The following is an 18,198-nucleotide window of genomic DNA, read 5'->3' as shown; positions in this document are numbered from 1 at the left end:
CGTAGACTGCCGTTGCCGTGCATGGGGATGTGCGGCAGGCCGCCCCAGTGCGGTTCCTAGCAATCTCGATAACTAGAATCCGCTGACTCCCGCACGGCGGATCACGCCAGGAGACGGCAACATGACAACGCAACGGCTCGATATCCGGGCACATATCAACGAACGCAGGATGTCCGGCTACCAGTGGCTGCTGTTGGTGCTGTGCTTCCTGATCGTCGCGACGGACGGGATGGATGTGGCCATCATGGGGTTCCTGGCCCCGGACATCACCCGCGAGTGGGGCATCTCGAAGGCCAGCTTCGGCATGGTGATGAGCGCGGCGCCGATTGGCCTGGCCATTGGCGCGCTGCTGGTCGGGCCGATGTCCGATCGCTTTGGACGCAAGAAGCTGCTGATCGGGTCGATCGCGCTGTTTGGCGTGTTCAACCTGCTGAGCGCCTTTGCGGGTAGCACGGCAACCCTGTCGCTGCTGCGGTTCCTGACTGGCCTTGGGCTTGGTGCCGCGATGCCGAGCACGACGACGTTGCTGTCGGAATACGTGCCGGAACGCTCGCGCAGCATGCTGCTGGCGACGATGTTCACGGGCTTCAACCTTGGCTCCGCGCTGGTTGGCTTTGGTGCCGCGGCAATCCTGCCGCACCATGGATGGCGCGCGGTGCTGATCGCAGGCGGCGCGATTCCGCTGATCTGCCTGCCGTTCTACATGCTGCTGATTCCCGAGTCCGCGCGGTTCATGGTGGTGCGGAACATTTCGCCGGCTCGCATCGCTCGCACGTTGCGCCGCGTGTGCGGCAGCGCGGTGGCCGATGACACCGTGTTCACCATCAGTGAACCGCCGGTATCGGGCAAACAGCCCGTGCGCACGCTGCTGTCTTCGGGCTATCGCGGCATGACGCTGGCGCTGTGGGTCACTTACTTCATGGGCCTGCTCGTGATCTATCTGCTGAGCGGCTGGCTGCCCACGCTGATCAAGGATGCCGGCCTGCCGATAGACCGTGCCGCCAACCTGACCGCCCTGTTCCAGCTTGGCGGCACCGTCGGCGCGCTGGTGGTGGGCTACTGCATGGATCGCTTCGCACCGCATCGCGTGATTGGCGTTTCCTATGTGTTTGGTGCGGTATTCATCCTGATGCTGGCTTCGGGGAGCGTAACGTCGTCGATGTTCGCGCTCTACGTGCTGTTGGCTGGTTTCTGCATGAGCGGCGCGCAGACCGGGCTGAACGCGTTTGCGCCGCAGTGCTACCCCACTCCGGTGCGCGCCACTGGCGTAAGCTGGATGCTTGGCATCGGCCGCTTCGGCAGCATCACCGGCTCGATGCTGGGCGGCGTGCTGCTGTCCATGGGCTGGAGCTTCAGCGCGGTGATCGCCATCCTGGCCATTCCCGCGACCATGGCTGCCATCTCCATTGTTTCGACCAAGGCGCAGCCTCGCGCCGTAACTGCCTGACGTACTGACATGGCCACCATCATCGGCGCAATCGCCTCATCCCACACGCCAACCATCGGATTCGCGCTCGACGCGGGAAAACAGCAGGACCCCGCATGGGCGCCAATCTTTGCGGCCTATGCGCCGGTGAGCGAATGGCTGGCACAGAAGAAGCCGGACGTGCTGCTGGTGGTGTACAACGACCACGTCACGTCGTTCTTCTTCGATCACTACTCGGCGTTCGCGCTTGGCATCGGCGACAAGTATCACGCCGCCGATGAAGGCGGTGGCCCGCGCAACCTGCCGCCGGCGCGCGGTCATGTGGAACTGGCGCGGCACGTGGGTGCGTCGCTGGTGGCCGACGAGTTCGACATGTCGTTCTTCCAGGACAAGGCGCTCGACCACGGCTGCTTTTCGCCAATGTCGGTCATGCTGCCGCACGATGGCGAATGGCCTGTGAAGATCCTGCCGCTGCAGGTGGGTGTGCTGCAGTTCCCGGCGCCATCGGCAAGACGCTGCTTCAAGCTCGGCCAGGCCATCCGCCGCGCGGTGGAAAGCTATCCGGAAGACCTCAAGGTGGCCATCGTCGCCACTGGCGGGCTGTCGCACCAGGTGCACGGCGAGCGTGCGGGCTTCAACAATACGGCGTGGGATCACCAGTTCCTCGACCTCTTCGAATCGGACCCCGAGGCGCTGCTCGACATCACCCACGCCGAGTACGCAAAGCGTGGCGGCTTCGAGAGTGCCGAAGTGGTGATGTGGATGGTGATGCGTGGCGCGATGTCGAGCCGAATCCGCTGCCTGCATCGCGACTACTACCTGCCGTCGATGACGGGCATTGCCGTGGCGGTCTACGAGAACGATGCGGCCGATGACGCCACACTGCGCGAGGCCCGTGCGGAACGCCAGCTTGAACACATCGGCCATCAACTGCGCGGCATCGAGCAGCTGGAGGGTACCTATCCGTTCACGCTGGAAACCAGCGTGCGCGCGTACCGGATCAACCGCTATCTGCACCAGCTTGTGGACCCCGCATTCCGCGAGCGCTTCCGCGCTGATCCGGTGGCAACCTACGACGAAGCGGACCTGACCCCGGAGGAGCGCGACATGATCACGCGGCGCGACTGGCGCGGCATGATCCGCTATGGCGTGATCTTCTTCCTGCTGGAAAAGCTCGGCGCGGTCTGTGGCGTGTCGAACCTGCACATCTACGCGGCGATGCGCGGGCAGTCACTGGAAGATTTCCAGAAGACGCGCAATGCGCCGGGGGCGCTGTACTCGGTGGCCGGCGGCGGCAGCACTTCATGGACGGCAAAGTCCTGAGTGCGCTGATCGCACCGATCGTTATAGATCGGTCTTGAAGTCTGGGGGGGCCACCACCACGTGCAGGGCTGTTTGTGATCGCATCAGCCCCACACGGCCCCCCCATATGTACAAGAAAGGCACTTCCGTCGAACTCCAGTTCTCTCCGCAACGCCTGAATGACGCCGCTGGCGATCCGTACTGGGTGGACCTGACGATCGAAGAGGCGCAGTCGCTGTTGCAGCGCCTGCAGGATCATCTGGCCCAGCCCGCTGCGGGTACCGCCGCGCCGCTGGTGTTCAGTCTCGAAGACCCACGCGGGCAAGCGGGAAGTGAGGCAGCCAAGGCCGCCATGGCCGCAAGGAAGGCTGCCGCAGGGGCAGACGCCGAGTTCAAACAATGGGTCTGCATCATCTGCGGCTGGGTCTACGATGAAGCGGCCGGGCTGCCCGAGGACGGCATTGCACCCGGCACGCGCTGGGAAGATATCCCTGCCGACTGGCGCTGCCCCGAGTGCGATGTCGGAAAGGAAGATTTCGCGATGGTGGAATTCTAGTAGCAGTTCAAGCGTCCACGATCACGTCGAATCCGCCATAGATCAACCGCTGGCCGTCGAATGGCATCGGGTCCATGCCTTCCTTGAGGCGCGGGTCCGCCATGGCCGCCTTCATGCCAACATCACGTACTTCGCGTGACGGCCACCAGATCCACGAGAACACCACGGTCTCGTCTTCCTTGCGTTTCACGGCCATCGTGAACGACGTGACCTTGCCTTCCGGCACGTCGTCACCCCAGCATTCCACCACCTTCAGCGCGCCGTATTCCTTGAACACGGCCGATGCCTTCTGCGCAACCTGGCGGTACGTTTCGCGATTGGCTGTCGGAACAGGCACCAGGTATCCATCGATGTAAGCCATAAGGAACTCCTGCAAGTCCGAGGGGAGGGACATTCAGGATAGTGCATCGATGGAACCGGGCAGCTTGCCCGTCACCTGCGCGTATTTATCGCGCATCAAGCGCTTGGCTAGCGCAGATTCTTCGCGCACTGCGTGAGCAGGTGCTGCAGCAGCGCCACGTGCTCGGGCGCGATCCCTTCCAGCATCTCGGCTTCGAGCCGCTTTACCGTTTCATCGCAGCGCGCCAGCAGTGCCTCGGCGTTGGCGGTCAGGCTCAGCTTGACGATGCGCCCATGCGTTGGGTCGGGTTCGCGAACGACCCAGCCCTTGGTCTCCATCATCTTGACGATCTCATTGGCGGACTGCGGCGAGATGAACGATCGCTCGGCCAGTTGTGCGTTGGACAAGCTCCCCCTGGCCTGCAGCACCGACATGGCCGTGAACAACGGCAGCGTGATGCCATGCGGCGCCAGCGCTTCGGTCAGGCGGCGCTTGACCACGCGATCGGTCCGGCCAATCAGGTAGGGAATGCGGATGGGCGGCGAGGTATGCGTCTCCGATTCGGTGGCGTGGTCCGGCGCGGCGGCCCTGACGGTTTTCTGTTTTCTCTGGATTGCCATGGAAATGCGAGTCGCTCGCGTGCCGAGCGCCGTTTTAGGGGTTTACGCGCAACGATGATAATCTACTTGCAGTATCAGGTTACCTGATACTATATTGACACCACGTTGGCGCACCGCTGGCGCTGCTTGAACAAGGAACAACCGAGATGACTAGTTACGAAGGACGCTGGAAGACCGTCAAAGTGGATGTTGAGGAAGGGATCGCCTGGGTGACGTTCAATCGTCCGGAAAAGCGCAATGCCATGAGCCCCACGCTGAATGCCGAGATGGTGCAGGTGCTGGAGACGCTGGAACTGGATGGCGACGCAAAGGTGCTGGTGCTGACCGGCGCTGGCGACGCGTGGACGGCAGGCATGGACCTGAAGGAGTATTTCCGCGAGGTGGATGCGGGCCCGGAGATCCTTCAGGAAAAGATCCGCCGCGACGCATGCCAATGGCAGTGGAAGCTGCTGCGCATGTACGCCAAGCCGACCATTGCGATGGTGAACGGCTGGTGCTTTGGCGGTGCGTTTTCGCCGCTGGTGGCCTGCGATCTGGCCCTCGCCGCGGAGGACGCCGTGTTCGGTCTCTCCGAGATCAACTGGGGCATCCCGCCGGGCAACCTCGTCAGCAAGGCCATGGCCGATACCGTGGGTCATCGCAAGGCGCTGCACTACATCATGACCGGCGATACGTTCACCGGCGCGGAAGCTGCCGAGATGGGGCTGGTCAATGAATCCGTGCCGCGTGACAAGCTGCGCGAGCGCACGACGGCGCTGGCCCGCAAGCTGCTGGAGAAGAATCCCGTTGTGCTGCGCGCCGCCAAGCACGGCTTCAAGCGCTGCCGCGAACTGACCTGGGAACAGAACGAGGACTACCTCTATGCCAAGCTCGACCAGGCACAACTGCGCGACCCCGAACACGGCCGCGAACAGGGCCTGAAGCAGTTCCTTGACGACAAGTCGATCAAGCCAGGCCTGCAAACCTACAAGCGCGCCTGAACGCTGCGCACCGGGAATATTCGAGGAGACAACAGACATGCATGACGTCACCATGCTGATTGGCGGGCGCGATTGTGCGGCGGACGGCGGCAGGACATTCGAGCGGCGCAATCCCGTGACCGGCGAAGTGGCCTCGCGTGCGCCGGCCGCAAGCCTTGCCGATGCCGAACGTGCGGTGCAGGCGGCCAGCGACGCGTTTCCCCAGTGGGCCGCGTTGTCGCCGGGCGAACGCCGCCAGCGGCTACTGCGGGCTGCCGACCTGATGGACGCGCAGACGCAGGCGTTTATCCGCATTGGTGCGGCGGAAACCGGCGGCATGGCCAACTGGTATGGCTTCAACGTCATGCTTGCTGCCAACATGCTGCGCGAAGCTGCGGCAATGACCACGCAGATCGACGGCAGCATCATTCCGAGCAACGTTCCCGGCAGCCTGGCGATGGCAGTACGCCAGCCGTGCGGCGTGGTTCTGGGCATCGCGCCCTGGAATGCGCCGGTGATTCTTGCCACACGCGCACTGGCCATGCCGCTGGCATGCGGCAATACGGTGGTGCTCAAGGCATCGGAAGCATGTCCCGGCGTGCATCGCCTGATTGGTACCGTGCTGCAGGAGGCAGGGCTTGGTGACGGCGTGGTCAACGTGGTGACGAATGCGCCTGAGGATGCCGCCGCCGTGGTGGAGCACCTGATCGCGCAGCCGGCTGTCCGCCGCGTGAACTTCACAGGGTCCACGCATGTGGGCCGCATCATCGCCCAGCATGCCGCGCGACACCTCAAGCCGGCCCTGCTCGAACTCGGTGGCAAGGCGCCGGTTCTTGTGCTGGACGATGCGGACCTCGATGCCGCCGTGGACGCAGTGGCCTTCGGCGCGTTCTTCAACCAGGGCCAGATCTGCATGTCCACGGAACGCGCGATCGTGCTGGAATCCGTTGCCGATGCGTTTGTCGCGAAGCTGGTGGCCAAGGCTCGCACGCTGCGCGCCGGGGACCCGACAGATCCCGGCAGCGTGCTTGGCGCGATGGTCAGCGTGGATGCGGTCAAGCGAATCGCCGCACTCGTGGAGGATGCACGGGGGCAGGGCGCCGCGCTGCCCGTCGGTTTCCACGCCGATGGTGCAATCCTGCAACCGGTGATTGTCGATGGCATTCGCCCCGGAATGCGGCTTTATGCCGAGGAGTCGTTCGGCCCGGTGGTGACGATTGCGCGCGTCCGCAATGACGACGAAGCGGTGGCCATGGCAAACGACAGCGAATATGGCTTGTCGTCCGCTGTGTTCAGCCGTGATGTGTCCCGCGCGTTGCGCATCGCACAGCGCATTGAATCTGGCATCTGCCATATCAACGGCCCCACGGTGCACGACGAGGCTCAGATGCCGTTCGGCGGCGTCAAGAGCAGTGGCTACGGACGCTTTGGCAGCAAGGCGTCGGTGGCGGAGTTCACCGAACTGCGCTGGATCACGGTGCAGAACGCCCCGCGCCACTACCCGATCTGACCCGATCCGACACACAGGCACCGCGCCCGACCGAAGGCGCGGGCAACACGACAGGAGACAAGGTGTGAACGCACCAGCCCCGAGCCCGCAGGGCCAGCCCGTACGGTATCGCGCCGTGGCGGTCAGCAGCGCCAACGCAACGTGCCTGAAAGATGGCGATGTCTGGCGTATCCGCAATACGGAGCCGCTCGCGCAGTACCCGGAGCGCATGACGGACTGCCTGGCCGCCGGCGCGGAACGGCACCCGCAGCGCGTGCTGGTGGCGCAGCGCGGGCCGGATGGTCAGTGGATCGAAATCAGCTATGGCGAGATGCTGGCGCGCGCCCGGGCTATCGGGCAGGCGCTGCTCGATCGCGGGCTGTCTGCCGAACGGCCCGTGGCAATCCTTTCGGGTAACGATCTCGAACATCTGCAGCTTGCGCTTGGTGCGATGTGGGCGGGCATTCCGTTCTGCTCGGTGTCGCCGCCCTATTCGCTGGTGTCGAGCGACTTCGGCAAGCTGCGTCACGTCATGCAGGTGCTGTCGCCGGGACTGGTCTACGCGGCCAACGGTGCGGCATTTGCCGCTGCCATCGGTGCCGTTGTGCCAGCCGAGACCGAGGTCGTCACGCGCGATGGCCAACTGCCCGGGCGTGCCGCCACCGCGTTCGATGCCCTGGTGCGCACGCCTGTCACAACGGCCGATGCCGCGCAGGCAGCGGTGCGGCCCGACACGCTGGCCAAGATCCTGTTCACGTCGGGCTCCACGCGCCAGCCCAAGGCCGTGCCGACCACGCACCGCATGCTGTGCAGCAACCAGCAGATGCTGCGCCAGACCATTCCCGATTTCACGCTGGAGCCGCCGGTGCTGGTGGACTGGCTGCCGTGGAATCACACATTCGGCAGCAGCCACAACTTCGGCATCGTCCTGTACAACGGCGGCACGCTCCATATCGACGACGGCAAGCCCGCGCCGGGCAAGTTCGACGAGACGCTGCGCAATCTGCGCGAGATTTCCCCGACTGCCTACTTCAACGTGCCGAAGGGCTGGGAGGAGCTTGGTCTGGCGCTGGAGAACGACGAAAGCCTGCGCGAGGCGTTCTTCTCGCGCGTGCGCATCTATTTCTTCGGCGGTGCGGGGCTGTCCCAACAGGTGTGGGACCGGCTTGAACGCGTTACCGAGCGCCACTGCGGCGAGCGCATCCGCATCATGGCCGGGTTGGGCATGACCGAGACCTCGCCATGCTGCCTGTTCACGACGGGGCCGATCATGCGCGCCGGCTACGTCGGCATGCCGGCGCCAGGCTGCGAACTGAAGCTGGTGCCCGTCAACGGCAAGCTGGAGGCGCGCTTCCGTGGTCCGCACGTCATGCACGGTTACTGGCGCATGGAAGAGACGCCATCGCAGCCTGTATTCGATGAGGAAGGGTACTACTGCAGCGGCGATGCGCTGAAGTTCTATGATCCCGAGCGCCCCGAACTGGGTCTGGTGTTCGACGGGCGCATTGCGGAAGACTTCAAGCTGAGTTCCGGCACGTTCGTCAGCGTGGGCCCGTTGCGCGCCCGCGTGCTCGCCGCCGGTGCGCCCTACGTGCAGGACGTGGCGATTGCGGGCATGGATCGCGACGAGATCGGGCTGCTCGTGTTCCCGAGGATGGAAGATTGCCGGCGACTCGCCGCGTTGCCCGCTCATACCGCCGATGGTGAAGTGCTGGCATCGCCCGCCGTGCAGGCCGAATTTCGCCGGATGTTGGAGACCCTGAACGCCGCCGCGACAGGCAGCGCCAGCAGAATCGGCCGTTTGCTGCTGCTGGACGAACCCGCATCGCTCGATCGCGGCGAACTGACCGACAAGGGCACCCTCAACCAGCGCGCCGTGCTCACGCATCGCACCGCGCTGGTGGAAGCGTTGTACAGCGATACCTGCGACGCAGCAATCGCTGCCAGGCCACTGGCCACGACATAACAACAAACCAAAAAGCCAACAAACCGACGAAGGGGAGACAACCATGCAGCACAACCTTGCCGGTGGCGCCGTGCTGGCCACCGCGATAGCGCTCGTCTCGATGACGGGAAGCAGCATCTCAAAACCTCGTGACATGCGCCGTAGCTGACGGCGCGCTCATCAAGGAACCATCATGCAAACCTCAACTGCGGTACGCGCCGAAGCGGCTTCGGGCGCGGCGCTGACGCTCGGCCTGTGTTTTGTCGTGGCGCTGCTGGAAGGACTCGATCTGCAATCGATCGGCGTGGCGGCACCACGCATGGCGCGCGAGTTTGGATTGTCGGTCAGCCAGATGGGCCTGGCGTTCAGCGCGGGCACGTTCGGCCTGTTGCCGGGCGCCATGCTCGGCGGACGCCTGGCCGACCGCATCGGACGCAAGCGCGTGCTGATCATGGCCACGACGCTGTTCGGCATCTTCTCGATCGCCACGGCACAGGCATGGGACTTTTGGAGCCTCGTGGCAATCCGGGTGGCCACTGGCATTGGCCTTGGTGGGGCGATGCCGAACCTGATCGCGATCTGCTCGGAATCGGTGCCGGCCCGGCTGCGCAACACGGCTGTCAGCATCATGTATTGCGGCATTCCGTTCGGCGGCGCAATCGCAGCCGTGATCGGCATCCTGTTTCCGGACGATGCTGGTTGGCGGCACATCTTCTACGTGGGCGGCTTTGGCCCGCTGGTAGTGGTACCGATGCTGATGATGCTGCAGGAGTCGCGCCGCTTCGACCCGTCTGCCGGTGCGTCCGTCAAGCCGCCCCCTGTCGCGTGGGCGCTGTTCGGCGAGCGCCGGGCCGCCGCCACGTGCTGCATCTGGATCAGCTACTTCTTCACGCTGATCGTGCTCTATTTCCTGCTGAACTGGCTGCCGTCGCTGATGGTGTCGAACGGGTTGAGCCGCGCGCAGGCGGGCTGGGTGCAGATCGTGTTCAACATCGGCGGCGGCGCGGGCGCGCTGTGCATCGGCATGTTGATGGACCGTGGCCGTCCGCGTGCGGTGGTGTCGGGCATGTACGCGGGGATCATTGTCGCGCTGGCCACGCTGGCGGCAGCGTCCGGCATGACATGGATGGCGGTTGGCGCATTCCTGGCGGGCCTGTTCGTGATTGGCGCGCAATCGGTGCTCTATGCGCTGGCCGCTGCCTATTACCCGATGGTTGTACGCGGCACCGGGGTCGGCGCGGCGGTCGCGGTCGGGCGGCTCGGATCGATTGCCGGGCCGGTGCTGGCAGGGCAACTGCTGGCGATGGGCAAGAACGCCAGCACGATCATCGGCGCCAGCATCCCGATCACCGTCATCTCGGCCGTTGCCGCGCTGATGCTGCTGCAACGGCCCTCGGCAAAAGACTGATCACTACAACAACAGGGAATGGGAGGAGCACAACAATGAAGTTCAGGACTTACCAGCATGCCGGAGGCAGGCTGCTTGCGGTGGCCATGATGGCGGCATCGCCAGTCATCGCCCTCGCGCAATCGGTAACGCTGTACGGCGTGGTGGATACCGGCATCGAGTACGTCAATAACATTGGCGCGGACAAGAACAGCGTGGTGCGCGTTCCCAACGTCACGGGCACCGTGCCATCGCGCTGGGGCCTGCGCGGCAGCGAGGATCTTGGCGGCGGGCTGAAGAGCGTCTTCGTGCTGGAATCCGGTTTCGCGCCGGACTCCGGCGCCGCAGGCCAAGGCGGCCGGCTGTTTGGCAGGCAGGCACTGGTGGGCTTGTCCGGCAACTGGGGCCAGGTCGCGCTGGGCCGTCAGTACACCATGCTGTTCTGGGCGATGCTGGACCCTGACATCCTCGGGCCGCAGGTGTACGGCACGGGTTCGCTCGATAGCTACATCCCGAATGCGCGCGCCGACAATGCGGTCTCGTACAAGGGCACGTTTGGCGGGCTGACGGTGGGCGCCACCTACAGCTTCGGACGCGATACGGTCAACGCGGGACCAAGCCCGGTCGGCACGAACTGCGCGGGCGAAACGCCCGGAAATCCGAGCCAATGCCGCGAGTGGTCCGCGATGATCCAGTACGCAACCAAATCGTGGGGCGCGGCGGTGGCATACGACTCGCTGCGCGGCGGCCCCGGTGCGTTTGCAGGGCTGACCAGCAGCGCGCTGAAGGATGACCGCCTGTCGGTGAACGGGTACGTGCTGCTGGAGCGCGCGAAGATCGGCCTGGGCGTGCTCAGCCGCAACAACGAGGGCAGCCCCACGGCGCGCAGCGAACTCTATTACGCGGGCGCTGCCTACGACATCACGCCCGCCTTCACGCTGGCCGGCCAGATCAACTACCTGAAGTTCAGGCACAGCGACAACAAGGCGATGCTGTATGCGGTGCGCGGCATGTACGCTTTCTCGAAGCGGACTTCCGTCTATGCCACGGCCGGCTATATCAATAACGATGGCCAGCTTGCGCTATCGGTGAGCAGCGGTGCATCGGGCGGCAATCCGCAGCCGGGGGGCTCGCAGTTTGGCGTGATGGCTGGCGTGAAGCACGTCTTCTGAAGCACGCCCGCTCTCCGCCGAAGCTGATGGAGAGCGGGCAATCCATGTCAGAACATGTGCTTTGCGCCGATCAGCCCGCAGCGAGCTTGCGGGTAGCGTTGCCGCGCCGCACGATGCCGAGCGACAGCATCGTCACGCCGGCGACGACCGCCGGTACGCCCACCAGCACGAATAGCGCCGGCATGGTGAGACCCATCGAGAGCATCGTGGCGCCGCCGACGGAGCCGACCACGGAACCCAGGCGGCCAACCCCGTTTGCCCAGCTCACACCGGTGGCGCGGCAGTCGGTCGGGTAGTAGCCGGCGGACAGCGCATTGGCGCCGACCTGCGAACCCGACACGCAGAAGCCAGCAAGGAAGACCGCGAAGCTGGCTGCGACGGGCGCATCGGCCAGGCTGCCGATGGCCGCGACGAACACACCAGCCAGCGTGTAGCTGGCGGCCAGCACGTAATGTGGATTGGCGCGGTCCATGACCCAGCCCAGCACGATGGCGCCAACGGTGCCGCCCACCTGGAACATCGTGGTCACCAGTGCGGCGGTGCGCAGCGACATCCCCGTGCCTCGCAGCAACGTTGGCAGCCAGCTCGACAGCAGGTAGATCACCAGCAGGCTCATGAAGAACGTCAGCCACAGCAGCAGCGTGCCGCGCAGCAGTTCCGGCTTGAATAGATGGCCGACCGGCGAACCATGGCTGCCTTGCTTCTCCGCAACGACGAAGGATGCGTACTGCAGATCCTCGTTCGGGGCGATGCGTTGCAGCGTCTCGCGCACGCGCGCCTCGTCCTTGCCCTTCATCACCAGGAATCGCACCGATTCGGGCAGCAGCCATACCAGCAACGCGGTCAGCACCAGCGGCATGATGCCGCCGACGATCAGCACCGAGCGCCAGCCGAACGCATCGATCAGCCCGGCGGAAGCCAGGCCGCCGAATGCGGAGCCCAGCGTGAAGCCGCAAAACATCGTGGTGACCAGGAACGATCGGCGCTTGTCAGGGCAGAACTCCGATGTCAGCGTGATCGTGTTCGGCATTGCGCCACCCAGGCCAAGGCCGGTGAGGAAGCGCAGCGCGATCAGTTCCCACAATCCCGGGGACCATGCCGAGGCCAGACTGGCCAAGCCGAAGAACAGCACCGAGAACACCAGGATGCTCTTGCGACCAAAGCGGTCGGCCAGCGGGCCAAACAGGAATGCGCCGGCCATCAGCCCGCCGAGTCCGGCACCGAACAACGGCGCCAGGTGTGCGGGCGTGAGTTGCCATTCGGCGCGGATCGCCGGGGCGATAAAACCGATGGCAGCCGTATCGAAGCCGTCGATCGCGACGATCAGGAAGCACAGCACGACGATGGTCACCTGGAATGGCGACAGCGGCTGGCGATCGATGAACGTGGTCACGTTCAGCGTGTGATTGGCGGACATGTGTGTCTCCTCCGGCAAAGCGGGGTCAAGGCGGCTCGAACGGCCGCTTGTGTTGTGAAAACAGGGAGAGGCGTCCCGTGGACGCCGGGAACTACATCAAAGCCATGGCGTGGGGCTCAGCGCGCGCTCGGCGCGCCATCCGTGCAGCCATTGCAGTGCGTCGTAGAACTGTTCCTGCGTGCGGCCAACCCACAGCGTGTTGCGCACGAAGCGGTCCACGCCCTTGGCGTGATAGACGCGGCCCATGTCGCGCGCGCCGTACAGCACGCGTGCGGTGCGCGGAATGCGCGCCTGCTCGTAGAGCTTGAACGCGGCTTCGAAATCTCCGTCGGCGGCTTCCACGGCGGCGCCCAGTGCCACGGCGTCTTCGAGTGCCTGGCAGGCGCCCTGTGCGATGTACTGGGTCATCGGATGCGCGGCATCGCCGAGCAGCGTTGCGCGGCCAAAGCTCCAGTGCTCCACGGGATCGCGATCGGCCGTGGCCCAGCGCTTCCACGAATCGGGGCGGTCGAGCATCTGGTGCGGCATCGGGTGGATGCCTTCGAAGTAGGACAGCACCTCCTCCTTGCTGCCATCGCGCACGCCCCACACCTCTTTCTCGCGGCTGTGGAACGTCACGACGAGGTTGTACTGCTGGCCGCCACGCAGCGGGTAGTGCACAAGGTGGCAGTGCGGGCCCGCCCACACCACGGGCGCGTTGACCTGCAGATCCTTGGGCATGTTCTCGACGTCCACCACGGCGCGATAGACCACATGGCCGGTCACGCGCGGTTCGTCGCCGATCAGCGCGGCGCGGATCGCGGACTTGACGCCGTCGCAGCCAATCACGGCATCGGCGCGGTGGCGTTCGCCATGCTGGTCGATCACGGTCACGCCCTGGTCGTCCTGCTCAAGCTTCTCCACGCGCGTGGCGGTACGGAATTCGATCAACGGGTGGTCCTGCACGGCTTCCAGGATCGACAGGTGGATGTCCGCGCGATGGATCACCGCGTACGGATTGCCGAAGCGCTCGCGATAGGCCTGCCCCACATCGACGCGGGCGATATTGCTGCAGTCGATCGCGTCGCGAAGCTGGATGTAGTCGGTAAAGACCGCACGGCCGCGCGCGGCTTCGCCCACGCCCAGCGCGTCAAGCGCGGCGAAGGCGTTGGCCGCCAGCTGGATGCCGGCGCCAATCTCGCCGATCTTCTCGGCCTGTTCCAGCAGCTCGATGCGGATGCCCTTGCGCGCCAGCGCCAGCGCCGCGGCCAGGCCGCCGATGCCGCCGCCAATGATGAGAACCTTGCGGTCGCTTCGTGGAGTGGTGTTCATGTCTGTCTCCTGGCCCTTCGGTCGTTCGCGTCAGGCGGTGTAGTCGGGTTGGCGCGCGGGAGCCGCGGCGGCGAACGCCGGGTGCGCGATGGCGTGTTCGTAGACGGCCATGGCGCGCGTGTGCCGCGACAGGTCGCAGCCGGTGCGCAGCGCGTTGGCGATCTGCGGCACCAGCGTCACGTCCGCCAGCGTCGGGGTATCGCCAAAGCACCACTTGCCGTGCCCGTAGCGCGCCAGCAGCCGTTCCACGCCGGCCATGCCATCGTCCACCCAATGGCGGTACCAGGCGTCCTTCTGCGCGGGCGTGACCTTGAGTTCGTCCTGCAGGTAACGCAGCACGCGCAGGTTGTTCACCGGGTGGATATCGCAGGCGATCAGGTTGACCAGTTCAAGCACGCGCGCGCGCGGCTCCGCCGCCTGCGGGATCAGGCGTGGTTCCGGATAGCGCGCGTCCAGGTAGTCCATGATCGCCAGCGACTGGCTCAGTTGAAACTCATCATCCACCAGCGCGGGCACGGTGGCCGACGGGTTGATGCCGTCCACGTACTCCGCCTCGCGGTGCTGCCCGGTGCGGATATTGACCGGCAGGTAGTCGTACGGCAGGCCCTTCAGGGCCAGCGCGATCCGCACGCGGTACGACGTGGAACTGTTGAAGAAACTATAGAGCTGCATGGTGGCCCCGCAAGATCAGATGACGCGCACCTTCAGTTCGCCCAGGCCTTCGACGGCGGTGACCATCAGGTCGCCGGCCTTGACCGCGCCCACGCCTTCGGGCGTGCCCGTGTAGATCACATCACCCGCTTCCAGGCGGAAGAACTGCGACAGATAGGCGACCGTCTCCGCCACCGACCAGATCAGGTGCGTGACGTTGCTGCTTTGCTTCGTTTCACCGTTTACGGTCAGCGTGATGGCCGCCTGCTGCGGGTGGCCGATATCGCTGGCGCGATGGATGGGGGCGATCGGGGCCGATGCATCGAAGGCCTTGCCGATTTCCCACGGGCGGCCCATTTCGCGCATCTTCATCTGCAGGTCACGGCGCGTCATGTCCAGGCCCACTGCATAGCCATAGACGTGTTCCAGCGCGCTTTCCACCGGAATATCGGTGCCCGGCTTGCCGATCACCGCCACGAGTTCGGCTTCGTAGTGGTAGTTCTGCGTCTGCGCCGGATACGGCAGTTCCAGCGTCTGGCCGTCACGCACGGGAATCACGGCGTCTGTGGGCTTGCAGAAGAAGAACGGCGGCTCGCGATCGGGGTCGTAGCCCATTTCGCGGGCGTGGGCGGCGTAGTTGCGGCCAACGCAGTAGACGCGGCGCACGGCGAACACATCATCGGTACCGGCGACGGGAATGGCGACGGTGGCGGGGGGCATGAAAACGTATGACATGGTGGCTTGATCCATTCGGCAAGGTTGAGCGGGGCCACGGCGTGGCAGGCGGCCGCGCCGGTGGTACTCGGGTTCGGAAAGATTCAGGTATTCAGGTGCGCGATTCGCGCAGCAGGTTCAGCGCGGAAAGCACCGGGCGATCGGAGTAGCTGAACAGCACCGCGTCCTCGATCGCGCCAAGCTGCACGGGTGCCCACGAAGGCGCCACGAAGACATCGCGCGGCTCGAACTGGAACTGGGCGTCGCCGATGCGTACCGTGCCGCTGCCTTCCACCACGCTGTAGACCGTGGCGTCAGTGCTGCGATAGGTTTTGCCCTGGAAGCCGGCGGGCAGGTACTGCATGAACGTGGCCATGGTCGGCATCGGCCAGCCGCCGGTCACCGGATTCACGTAGCGCAGCTTCACGCCGTCCCAGGCGTCAAGTTCGCCATTGCGATAGAGCTTGTCCAGCGCGTCGCGCGAGCGCTCGTACGGATAGCTGAAGATCGGCGACGTCGGGTCCGTGACGCGGTGCCGCACGGGGACCATGTTGTGGCCAAAGCGCGCAAGGCTGTCGCCTTCGGGACGCGTCACCGGCTGCTGCGATTCCGGGTAGTTCTCGGCAAAACCGGCATCGAACTGCTGCACCAGCGGAATATCGAGGCCATCGAGCCATACCACCGGTTCGCCGCCGTCCTCGACGGACGGGTTGCCGTGGTCATGCCACGTCCAGGACGGCGTGATGATGAAGTCGCCGGGATGCATGGTGGTGCGCTCGCCATTCACGGCAGTCCAGGCACCCTTGCCTTCGACGATAAAGCGCAGCGCCGATTGCGTATGGCGATGGCTCGGCGCGACTTCGCCAGGCAGGATCAGTTGCAGGCCCGCGTAGAGCGTGGACGTGATGCTCGACTTGCCGGGCAGCCCGGGGTTTTCCAGCACCAGCACGCGGCGCACGGCCTCTTCCGCGCTGATCACGTCGCCGGCCTGCATCACCAGCGGGCGGACCTGCTCGTACTTCCAGATGGCCGGAACGATCTGCGGACGCGGTTCACGCGGCACCAGCGCGTGCAGCGATTCCCACAGCGGGGTCATGTGGCTGTGGCCGATGCGCTCGTAGTAGGCCGCGCGTGCAGGGTCGATGGTGTGCTCTGACATGCTGTCTCCGTCTCTTGTCGCGATACCGGGCTGGGCATCGCGCTGTTGCTTGGAGTTATACGCGGCAGCCTATAAGATTTGAAATGAAGTTTTGCTAGGTTTCATATCAAAAGACATATAGGTAGGCAGAGATGGACTGGACCCAGCGGCTCCGGCTGCGCAATCTGCAGATGCTGCTGAGCTTGGCCGAGACCGGCAACATGAGCCAGTCGGCGGCGATGCTCAATACGACACAGCCGGGCCTTTCCAAGTGGCTCAAGGATCTAGAGGACGATATCGGCCTGCCCTTGTTCGAGCGGCAGGCGCGCGGGCTGCGGCCCACACCCTACGGCGAATCGCTGATCGAGCATGCGCGCCGCATCGAGGCCCAGCTTGATTCGGCGAGGGACGACCTGCAGGCGATGCGCGATGGCGGCAGCGGCCTGGTGGTGGTGGGCACATCGGGGGCGTCCGCTGCGGATACGGTGCCGCTGGCCGTGCTGGGGCTGCTGCAACGGTTGCCGCGCGCGCAGGTGCGGCTGGTGGAAACCACGATGGACCGGCTGATGAGCCAGCTTTCGCGCAGCGAGCTTGATATCGTGGTGGGCCGCTCGGCGCCCGAACTGCAGGATGCCCAGGTGCGTACCGAATCGCTCTACATGGAGCCGATCCACTTCGTCGCGCGGCCGCGCCATCCGCTGATGCTGCGCGAGCGCGTGGACTGGCCGGACCTGCAGGCGCACCGCTGGGTGGTCTGGCCGCGCGGCACGCCAATCCGCAATGCGCTGGAAGCGGCGCTGGCCAGCGCGGGCCATCCACTGCCGCCCGATTGCGTGGAGAGCAATTCCACGGTGCTGAACCTCACGCTGCTCAACAACAGCGACATGATCGGTCTGGCATCGCACCGCACGGCACGGCGGCTGGAGGAGTTGGGCGCGCTGCGCATCGTGCCGCTGCGGCTGGCCGGGTTCGGATCGGTATCGATGTACTGGCGCGACGACGGACTCAAGCGCTCGGCCGTGGTGACGATGCTGGAATGCCTGCGGCGCGCGGCGGACCGTGAAGTGCCCGATCCGCTGGTCGAGGCAAAGTGAGTTTCCCGGAGATCATCAAGTTGGCACCCGATCCGACACCGCGGCTCCGCCTTCGCCTGTGGCGCGACGAAGACCGGATGCCATTCCGCGCGCTTAATGCCGATCCGGACGTGATGGCGTTTTTCCCGGCGCCGCTCACAGACGCCCAGAGCGATGCGCTACTGGACCGCATCCGCCAGCACCACGCGCAACACGGCTTTGGCCTGTGGGCCGTTGAACTGCGCGATACGTCTGCGTTCATCGGCTTTACCGGACTGGCGATTCCATCGTGGCATCCACCGTTCGGGCCCTGCGTGGAGGTTGGCTGGCGCCTGGCGCGCGAACACTGGGGCCATGGCTATGCAACGGAAGCAGCCCGGGCTGCCATGGACTTAGGCTTCCGCGAACGACAACTCGACGAGATCGTGTCCTTTACCGCTGCGATCAACCAGCGGTCGGAGCGCGTGATGCAGCGGCTCGGCATGCATCACGCGGCAAGCGACGATTTCGATCATCCGGCGCTGCCGGTGGGGGATCGCCTCGCCAGGCATGTGCTCTATCGCATGTCGCGTGCCGAATGGGAAACCGATAGTGCTTGAAATGCTCCTGGTGTTCTCCTCTCCCTTGCGGGAGAGGGGCGGGGGAGAGGGCGGGCGCCTGAACCACCAGACACGTTGTTTGTGGTGGTCTAATTTCCT

General features: G+C 65.1%; 17 protein-coding genes. 10 read left to right on the top strand and 7 right to left on the bottom strand.

The features are described 5' to 3' along the window. Positions 1-121 precede the first annotated feature (121 nt). The 3 genes from B552_RS0109895 to B552_RS29355 all read left to right on the top strand — a co-directional run bounded on the left by B552_RS0109895 (position 122) and on the right by B552_RS29355 (position 3,284). Positions 122-1,447 carry an aromatic acid/H+ symport family MFS transporter gene (locus B552_RS0109895; RefSeq protein WP_019448859.1) on the top strand — a complete coding sequence of 442 codons (1,326 nt, stop codon included), beginning with the start codon at positions 122-124 and terminating at the stop codon, positions 1,445-1,447. A gap of 9 nt (positions 1,448-1,456) precedes the next feature. Then, complete coding sequence (locus tag B552_RS0109890) at positions 1,457-2,749, top strand: gallate dioxygenase (protein WP_019448858.1); 1,293 nt, start codon at positions 1,457-1,459, stop codon at positions 2,747-2,749. Between the two features lie 106 nt (positions 2,750-2,855). Next, entirely contained in the window at positions 2,856-3,284 is a 429-nt protein-coding gene (locus tag B552_RS29355; RefSeq protein ID WP_019448857.1) for a rubredoxin, read from the top strand. A gap of 7 nt (positions 3,285-3,291) precedes the next feature. Here the strand turns inward: B552_RS29355 and B552_RS0109880 are convergent, their stop codons facing one another. Together B552_RS0109880 and B552_RS0109875 are read right to left on the bottom strand one after the other, a co-directional pair. Continuing rightward, positions 3,292-3,645, bottom strand: coding sequence for a DUF1428 domain-containing protein (locus B552_RS0109880; RefSeq protein ID WP_019448856.1), 354 nt, complete (start codon positions 3,643-3,645; stop codon positions 3,292-3,294). Between the two features lie 107 nt (positions 3,646-3,752). Further along, positions 3,753-4,244 (bottom strand): MarR family transcriptional regulator, encoded by a 492-nt coding sequence (locus B552_RS0109875; protein ID WP_019448855.1) that lies wholly within the window; start codon positions 4,242-4,244, stop codon positions 3,753-3,755. A gap of 146 nt (positions 4,245-4,390) precedes the next feature. On the opposite strand from B552_RS0109875, the gene B552_RS0109870 reads away from it, so the two are divergent. From B552_RS0109870 to B552_RS0109850, 5 genes are all read left to right on the top strand, one after another. Beyond that, positions 4,391-5,224: a p-hydroxycinnamoyl CoA hydratase/lyase gene (locus tag B552_RS0109870; RefSeq protein WP_019448854.1), complete on the top strand. Its 834-nt coding sequence runs from the start codon at positions 4,391-4,393 to the stop codon at positions 5,222-5,224. Between the two features lie 37 nt (positions 5,225-5,261). Further along, positions 5,262-6,713, top strand: a complete 1,452-nt coding sequence (locus B552_RS0109865; protein WP_019448853.1) for an aldehyde dehydrogenase — start codon at positions 5,262-5,264, stop codon at positions 6,711-6,713. Positions 6,714-6,777: 64 nt separating this feature from the next. Beyond that, positions 6,778-8,658: a feruloyl-CoA synthase gene (locus B552_RS0109860; protein ID WP_019448852.1), complete on the top strand. Its 1,881-nt coding sequence runs from the start codon at positions 6,778-6,780 to the stop codon at positions 8,656-8,658. Between the two features lie 172 nt (positions 8,659-8,830). Further along, the gene (mhpT, locus tag B552_RS0109855; RefSeq protein ID WP_019448850.1) at positions 8,831-10,045 is read left to right on the top strand and encodes a 3-(3-hydroxy-phenyl)propionate transporter MhpT; all 1,215 of its coding nucleotides are present in this window, start codon (positions 8,831-8,833) and stop codon (positions 10,043-10,045) included. A gap of 35 nt (positions 10,046-10,080) precedes the next feature. Then, complete coding sequence (locus B552_RS0109850; protein ID WP_019448849.1) at positions 10,081-11,196, top strand: porin; 1,116 nt, start codon at positions 10,081-10,083, stop codon at positions 11,194-11,196. A 70-nt stretch (positions 11,197-11,266) separates the two neighbouring features. Here the strand turns inward: B552_RS0109850 and B552_RS0109845 are convergent, their stop codons facing one another. From B552_RS0109845 to gtdA, 5 genes are all read right to left on the bottom strand, one after another. Continuing rightward, a complete protein-coding gene (locus B552_RS0109845; protein WP_019448848.1) occupies positions 11,267-12,613 on the bottom strand; it encodes an aromatic acid/H+ symport family MFS transporter in 1,347 nt (448 codons plus the stop codon). Between the two features lie 96 nt (positions 12,614-12,709). Then, positions 12,710-13,924 carry a 3-hydroxybenzoate 6-monooxygenase gene (locus tag B552_RS0109840; protein WP_019448847.1) on the bottom strand — a complete coding sequence of 405 codons (1,215 nt, stop codon included), beginning with the start codon at positions 13,922-13,924 and terminating at the stop codon, positions 12,710-12,712. Between the two features lie 30 nt (positions 13,925-13,954). Beyond that, positions 13,955-14,596, bottom strand: coding sequence for a maleylacetoacetate isomerase (maiA, locus tag B552_RS0109835; RefSeq protein ID WP_019448846.1), 642 nt, complete (start codon positions 14,594-14,596; stop codon positions 13,955-13,957). 15 nt (positions 14,597-14,611) lie between these two features. Continuing rightward, a complete protein-coding gene (locus B552_RS0109830) occupies positions 14,612-15,310 on the bottom strand; it encodes a fumarylacetoacetate hydrolase family protein (protein WP_026035507.1) in 699 nt (232 codons plus the stop codon). Between the two features lie 91 nt (positions 15,311-15,401). Next, positions 15,402-16,448 carry a gentisate 1,2-dioxygenase gene (gtdA, locus tag B552_RS0109825; RefSeq protein ID WP_019448844.1) on the bottom strand — a complete coding sequence of 349 codons (1,047 nt, stop codon included), beginning with the start codon at positions 16,446-16,448 and terminating at the stop codon, positions 15,402-15,404. Positions 16,449-16,579: 131 nt separating this feature from the next. Between gtdA and B552_RS0109820 the strand changes: the two genes are divergently transcribed. Together B552_RS0109820 and B552_RS0109815 are read left to right on the top strand one after the other, a co-directional pair. Next, positions 16,580-17,521, top strand: a complete 942-nt coding sequence (locus B552_RS0109820; protein WP_019448843.1) for a LysR family transcriptional regulator — start codon at positions 16,580-16,582, stop codon at positions 17,519-17,521. Positions 17,522-17,541: 20 nt separating this feature from the next. Beyond that, a complete protein-coding gene (locus tag B552_RS0109815) occupies positions 17,542-18,099 on the top strand; it encodes a GNAT family N-acetyltransferase (protein ID WP_026035506.1) in 558 nt (185 codons plus the stop codon). Positions 18,100-18,198 lie beyond the last annotated feature (99 nt).

Origin of the sequence: Cupriavidus sp. BIS7 (assembly GCF_000292345.1) — a bacterium.
GTDB lineage: Bacteria > Pseudomonadota > Gammaproteobacteria > Burkholderiales > Burkholderiaceae > Cupriavidus.
The sequence above is the reverse complement of the archived record's forward strand: the minus strand, read 5'-3'. Positions and strand labels throughout refer to the sequence as shown.

What these genes read in the sequence shown, in the direction of transcription:
- B552_RS0109890 (WP_019448858.1), top strand. Translation starts at nt 1,457, where the DNA reads ATGGCCACCATCATCGGCGCAATCGCCTCATCCCACACGCCAACCATC.
- gtdA (WP_019448844.1), bottom strand. Translation starts at nt 16,448, where the DNA reads ATGTCAGAGCACACCATCGACCCTGCACGCGCGGCCTACTACGAGCGC.
- B552_RS0109830 (WP_026035507.1), bottom strand. Translation starts at nt 15,310, where the DNA reads ATGTCATACGTTTTCATGCCCCCCGCCACCGTCGCCATTCCCGTCGCC.
- maiA (WP_019448846.1), bottom strand. Translation starts at nt 14,596, where the DNA reads ATGCAGCTCTATAGTTTCTTCAACAGTTCCACGTCGTACCGCGTGCGG.
- B552_RS0109820 (WP_019448843.1), top strand. Translation starts at nt 16,580, where the DNA reads ATGGACTGGACCCAGCGGCTCCGGCTGCGCAATCTGCAGATGCTGCTG.
- B552_RS0109870 (WP_019448854.1), top strand. Translation starts at nt 4,391, where the DNA reads ATGACTAGTTACGAAGGACGCTGGAAGACCGTCAAAGTGGATGTTGAG.
- B552_RS0109895 (WP_019448859.1), top strand. Translation starts at nt 122, where the DNA reads ATGACAACGCAACGGCTCGATATCCGGGCACATATCAACGAACGCAGG.
- B552_RS0109850 (WP_019448849.1), top strand. Translation starts at nt 10,081, where the DNA reads ATGAAGTTCAGGACTTACCAGCATGCCGGAGGCAGGCTGCTTGCGGTG.
- B552_RS0109880 (WP_019448856.1), bottom strand. Translation starts at nt 3,645, where the DNA reads ATGGCTTACATCGATGGATACCTGGTGCCTGTTCCGACAGCCAATCGC.
- B552_RS0109845 (WP_019448848.1), bottom strand. Translation starts at nt 12,613, where the DNA reads ATGTCCGCCAATCACACGCTGAACGTGACCACGTTCATCGATCGCCAG.
- mhpT (WP_019448850.1), top strand. Translation starts at nt 8,831, where the DNA reads ATGCAAACCTCAACTGCGGTACGCGCCGAAGCGGCTTCGGGCGCGGCG.
- B552_RS0109840 (WP_019448847.1), bottom strand. Translation starts at nt 13,924, where the DNA reads ATGAACACCACTCCACGAAGCGACCGCAAGGTTCTCATCATTGGCGGC.
- B552_RS0109865 (WP_019448853.1), top strand. Translation starts at nt 5,262, where the DNA reads ATGCATGACGTCACCATGCTGATTGGCGGGCGCGATTGTGCGGCGGAC.
- B552_RS0109875 (WP_019448855.1), bottom strand. Translation starts at nt 4,244, where the DNA reads ATGGCAATCCAGAGAAAACAGAAAACCGTCAGGGCCGCCGCGCCGGAC.
- B552_RS29355 (WP_019448857.1), top strand. Translation starts at nt 2,856, where the DNA reads ATGTACAAGAAAGGCACTTCCGTCGAACTCCAGTTCTCTCCGCAACGC.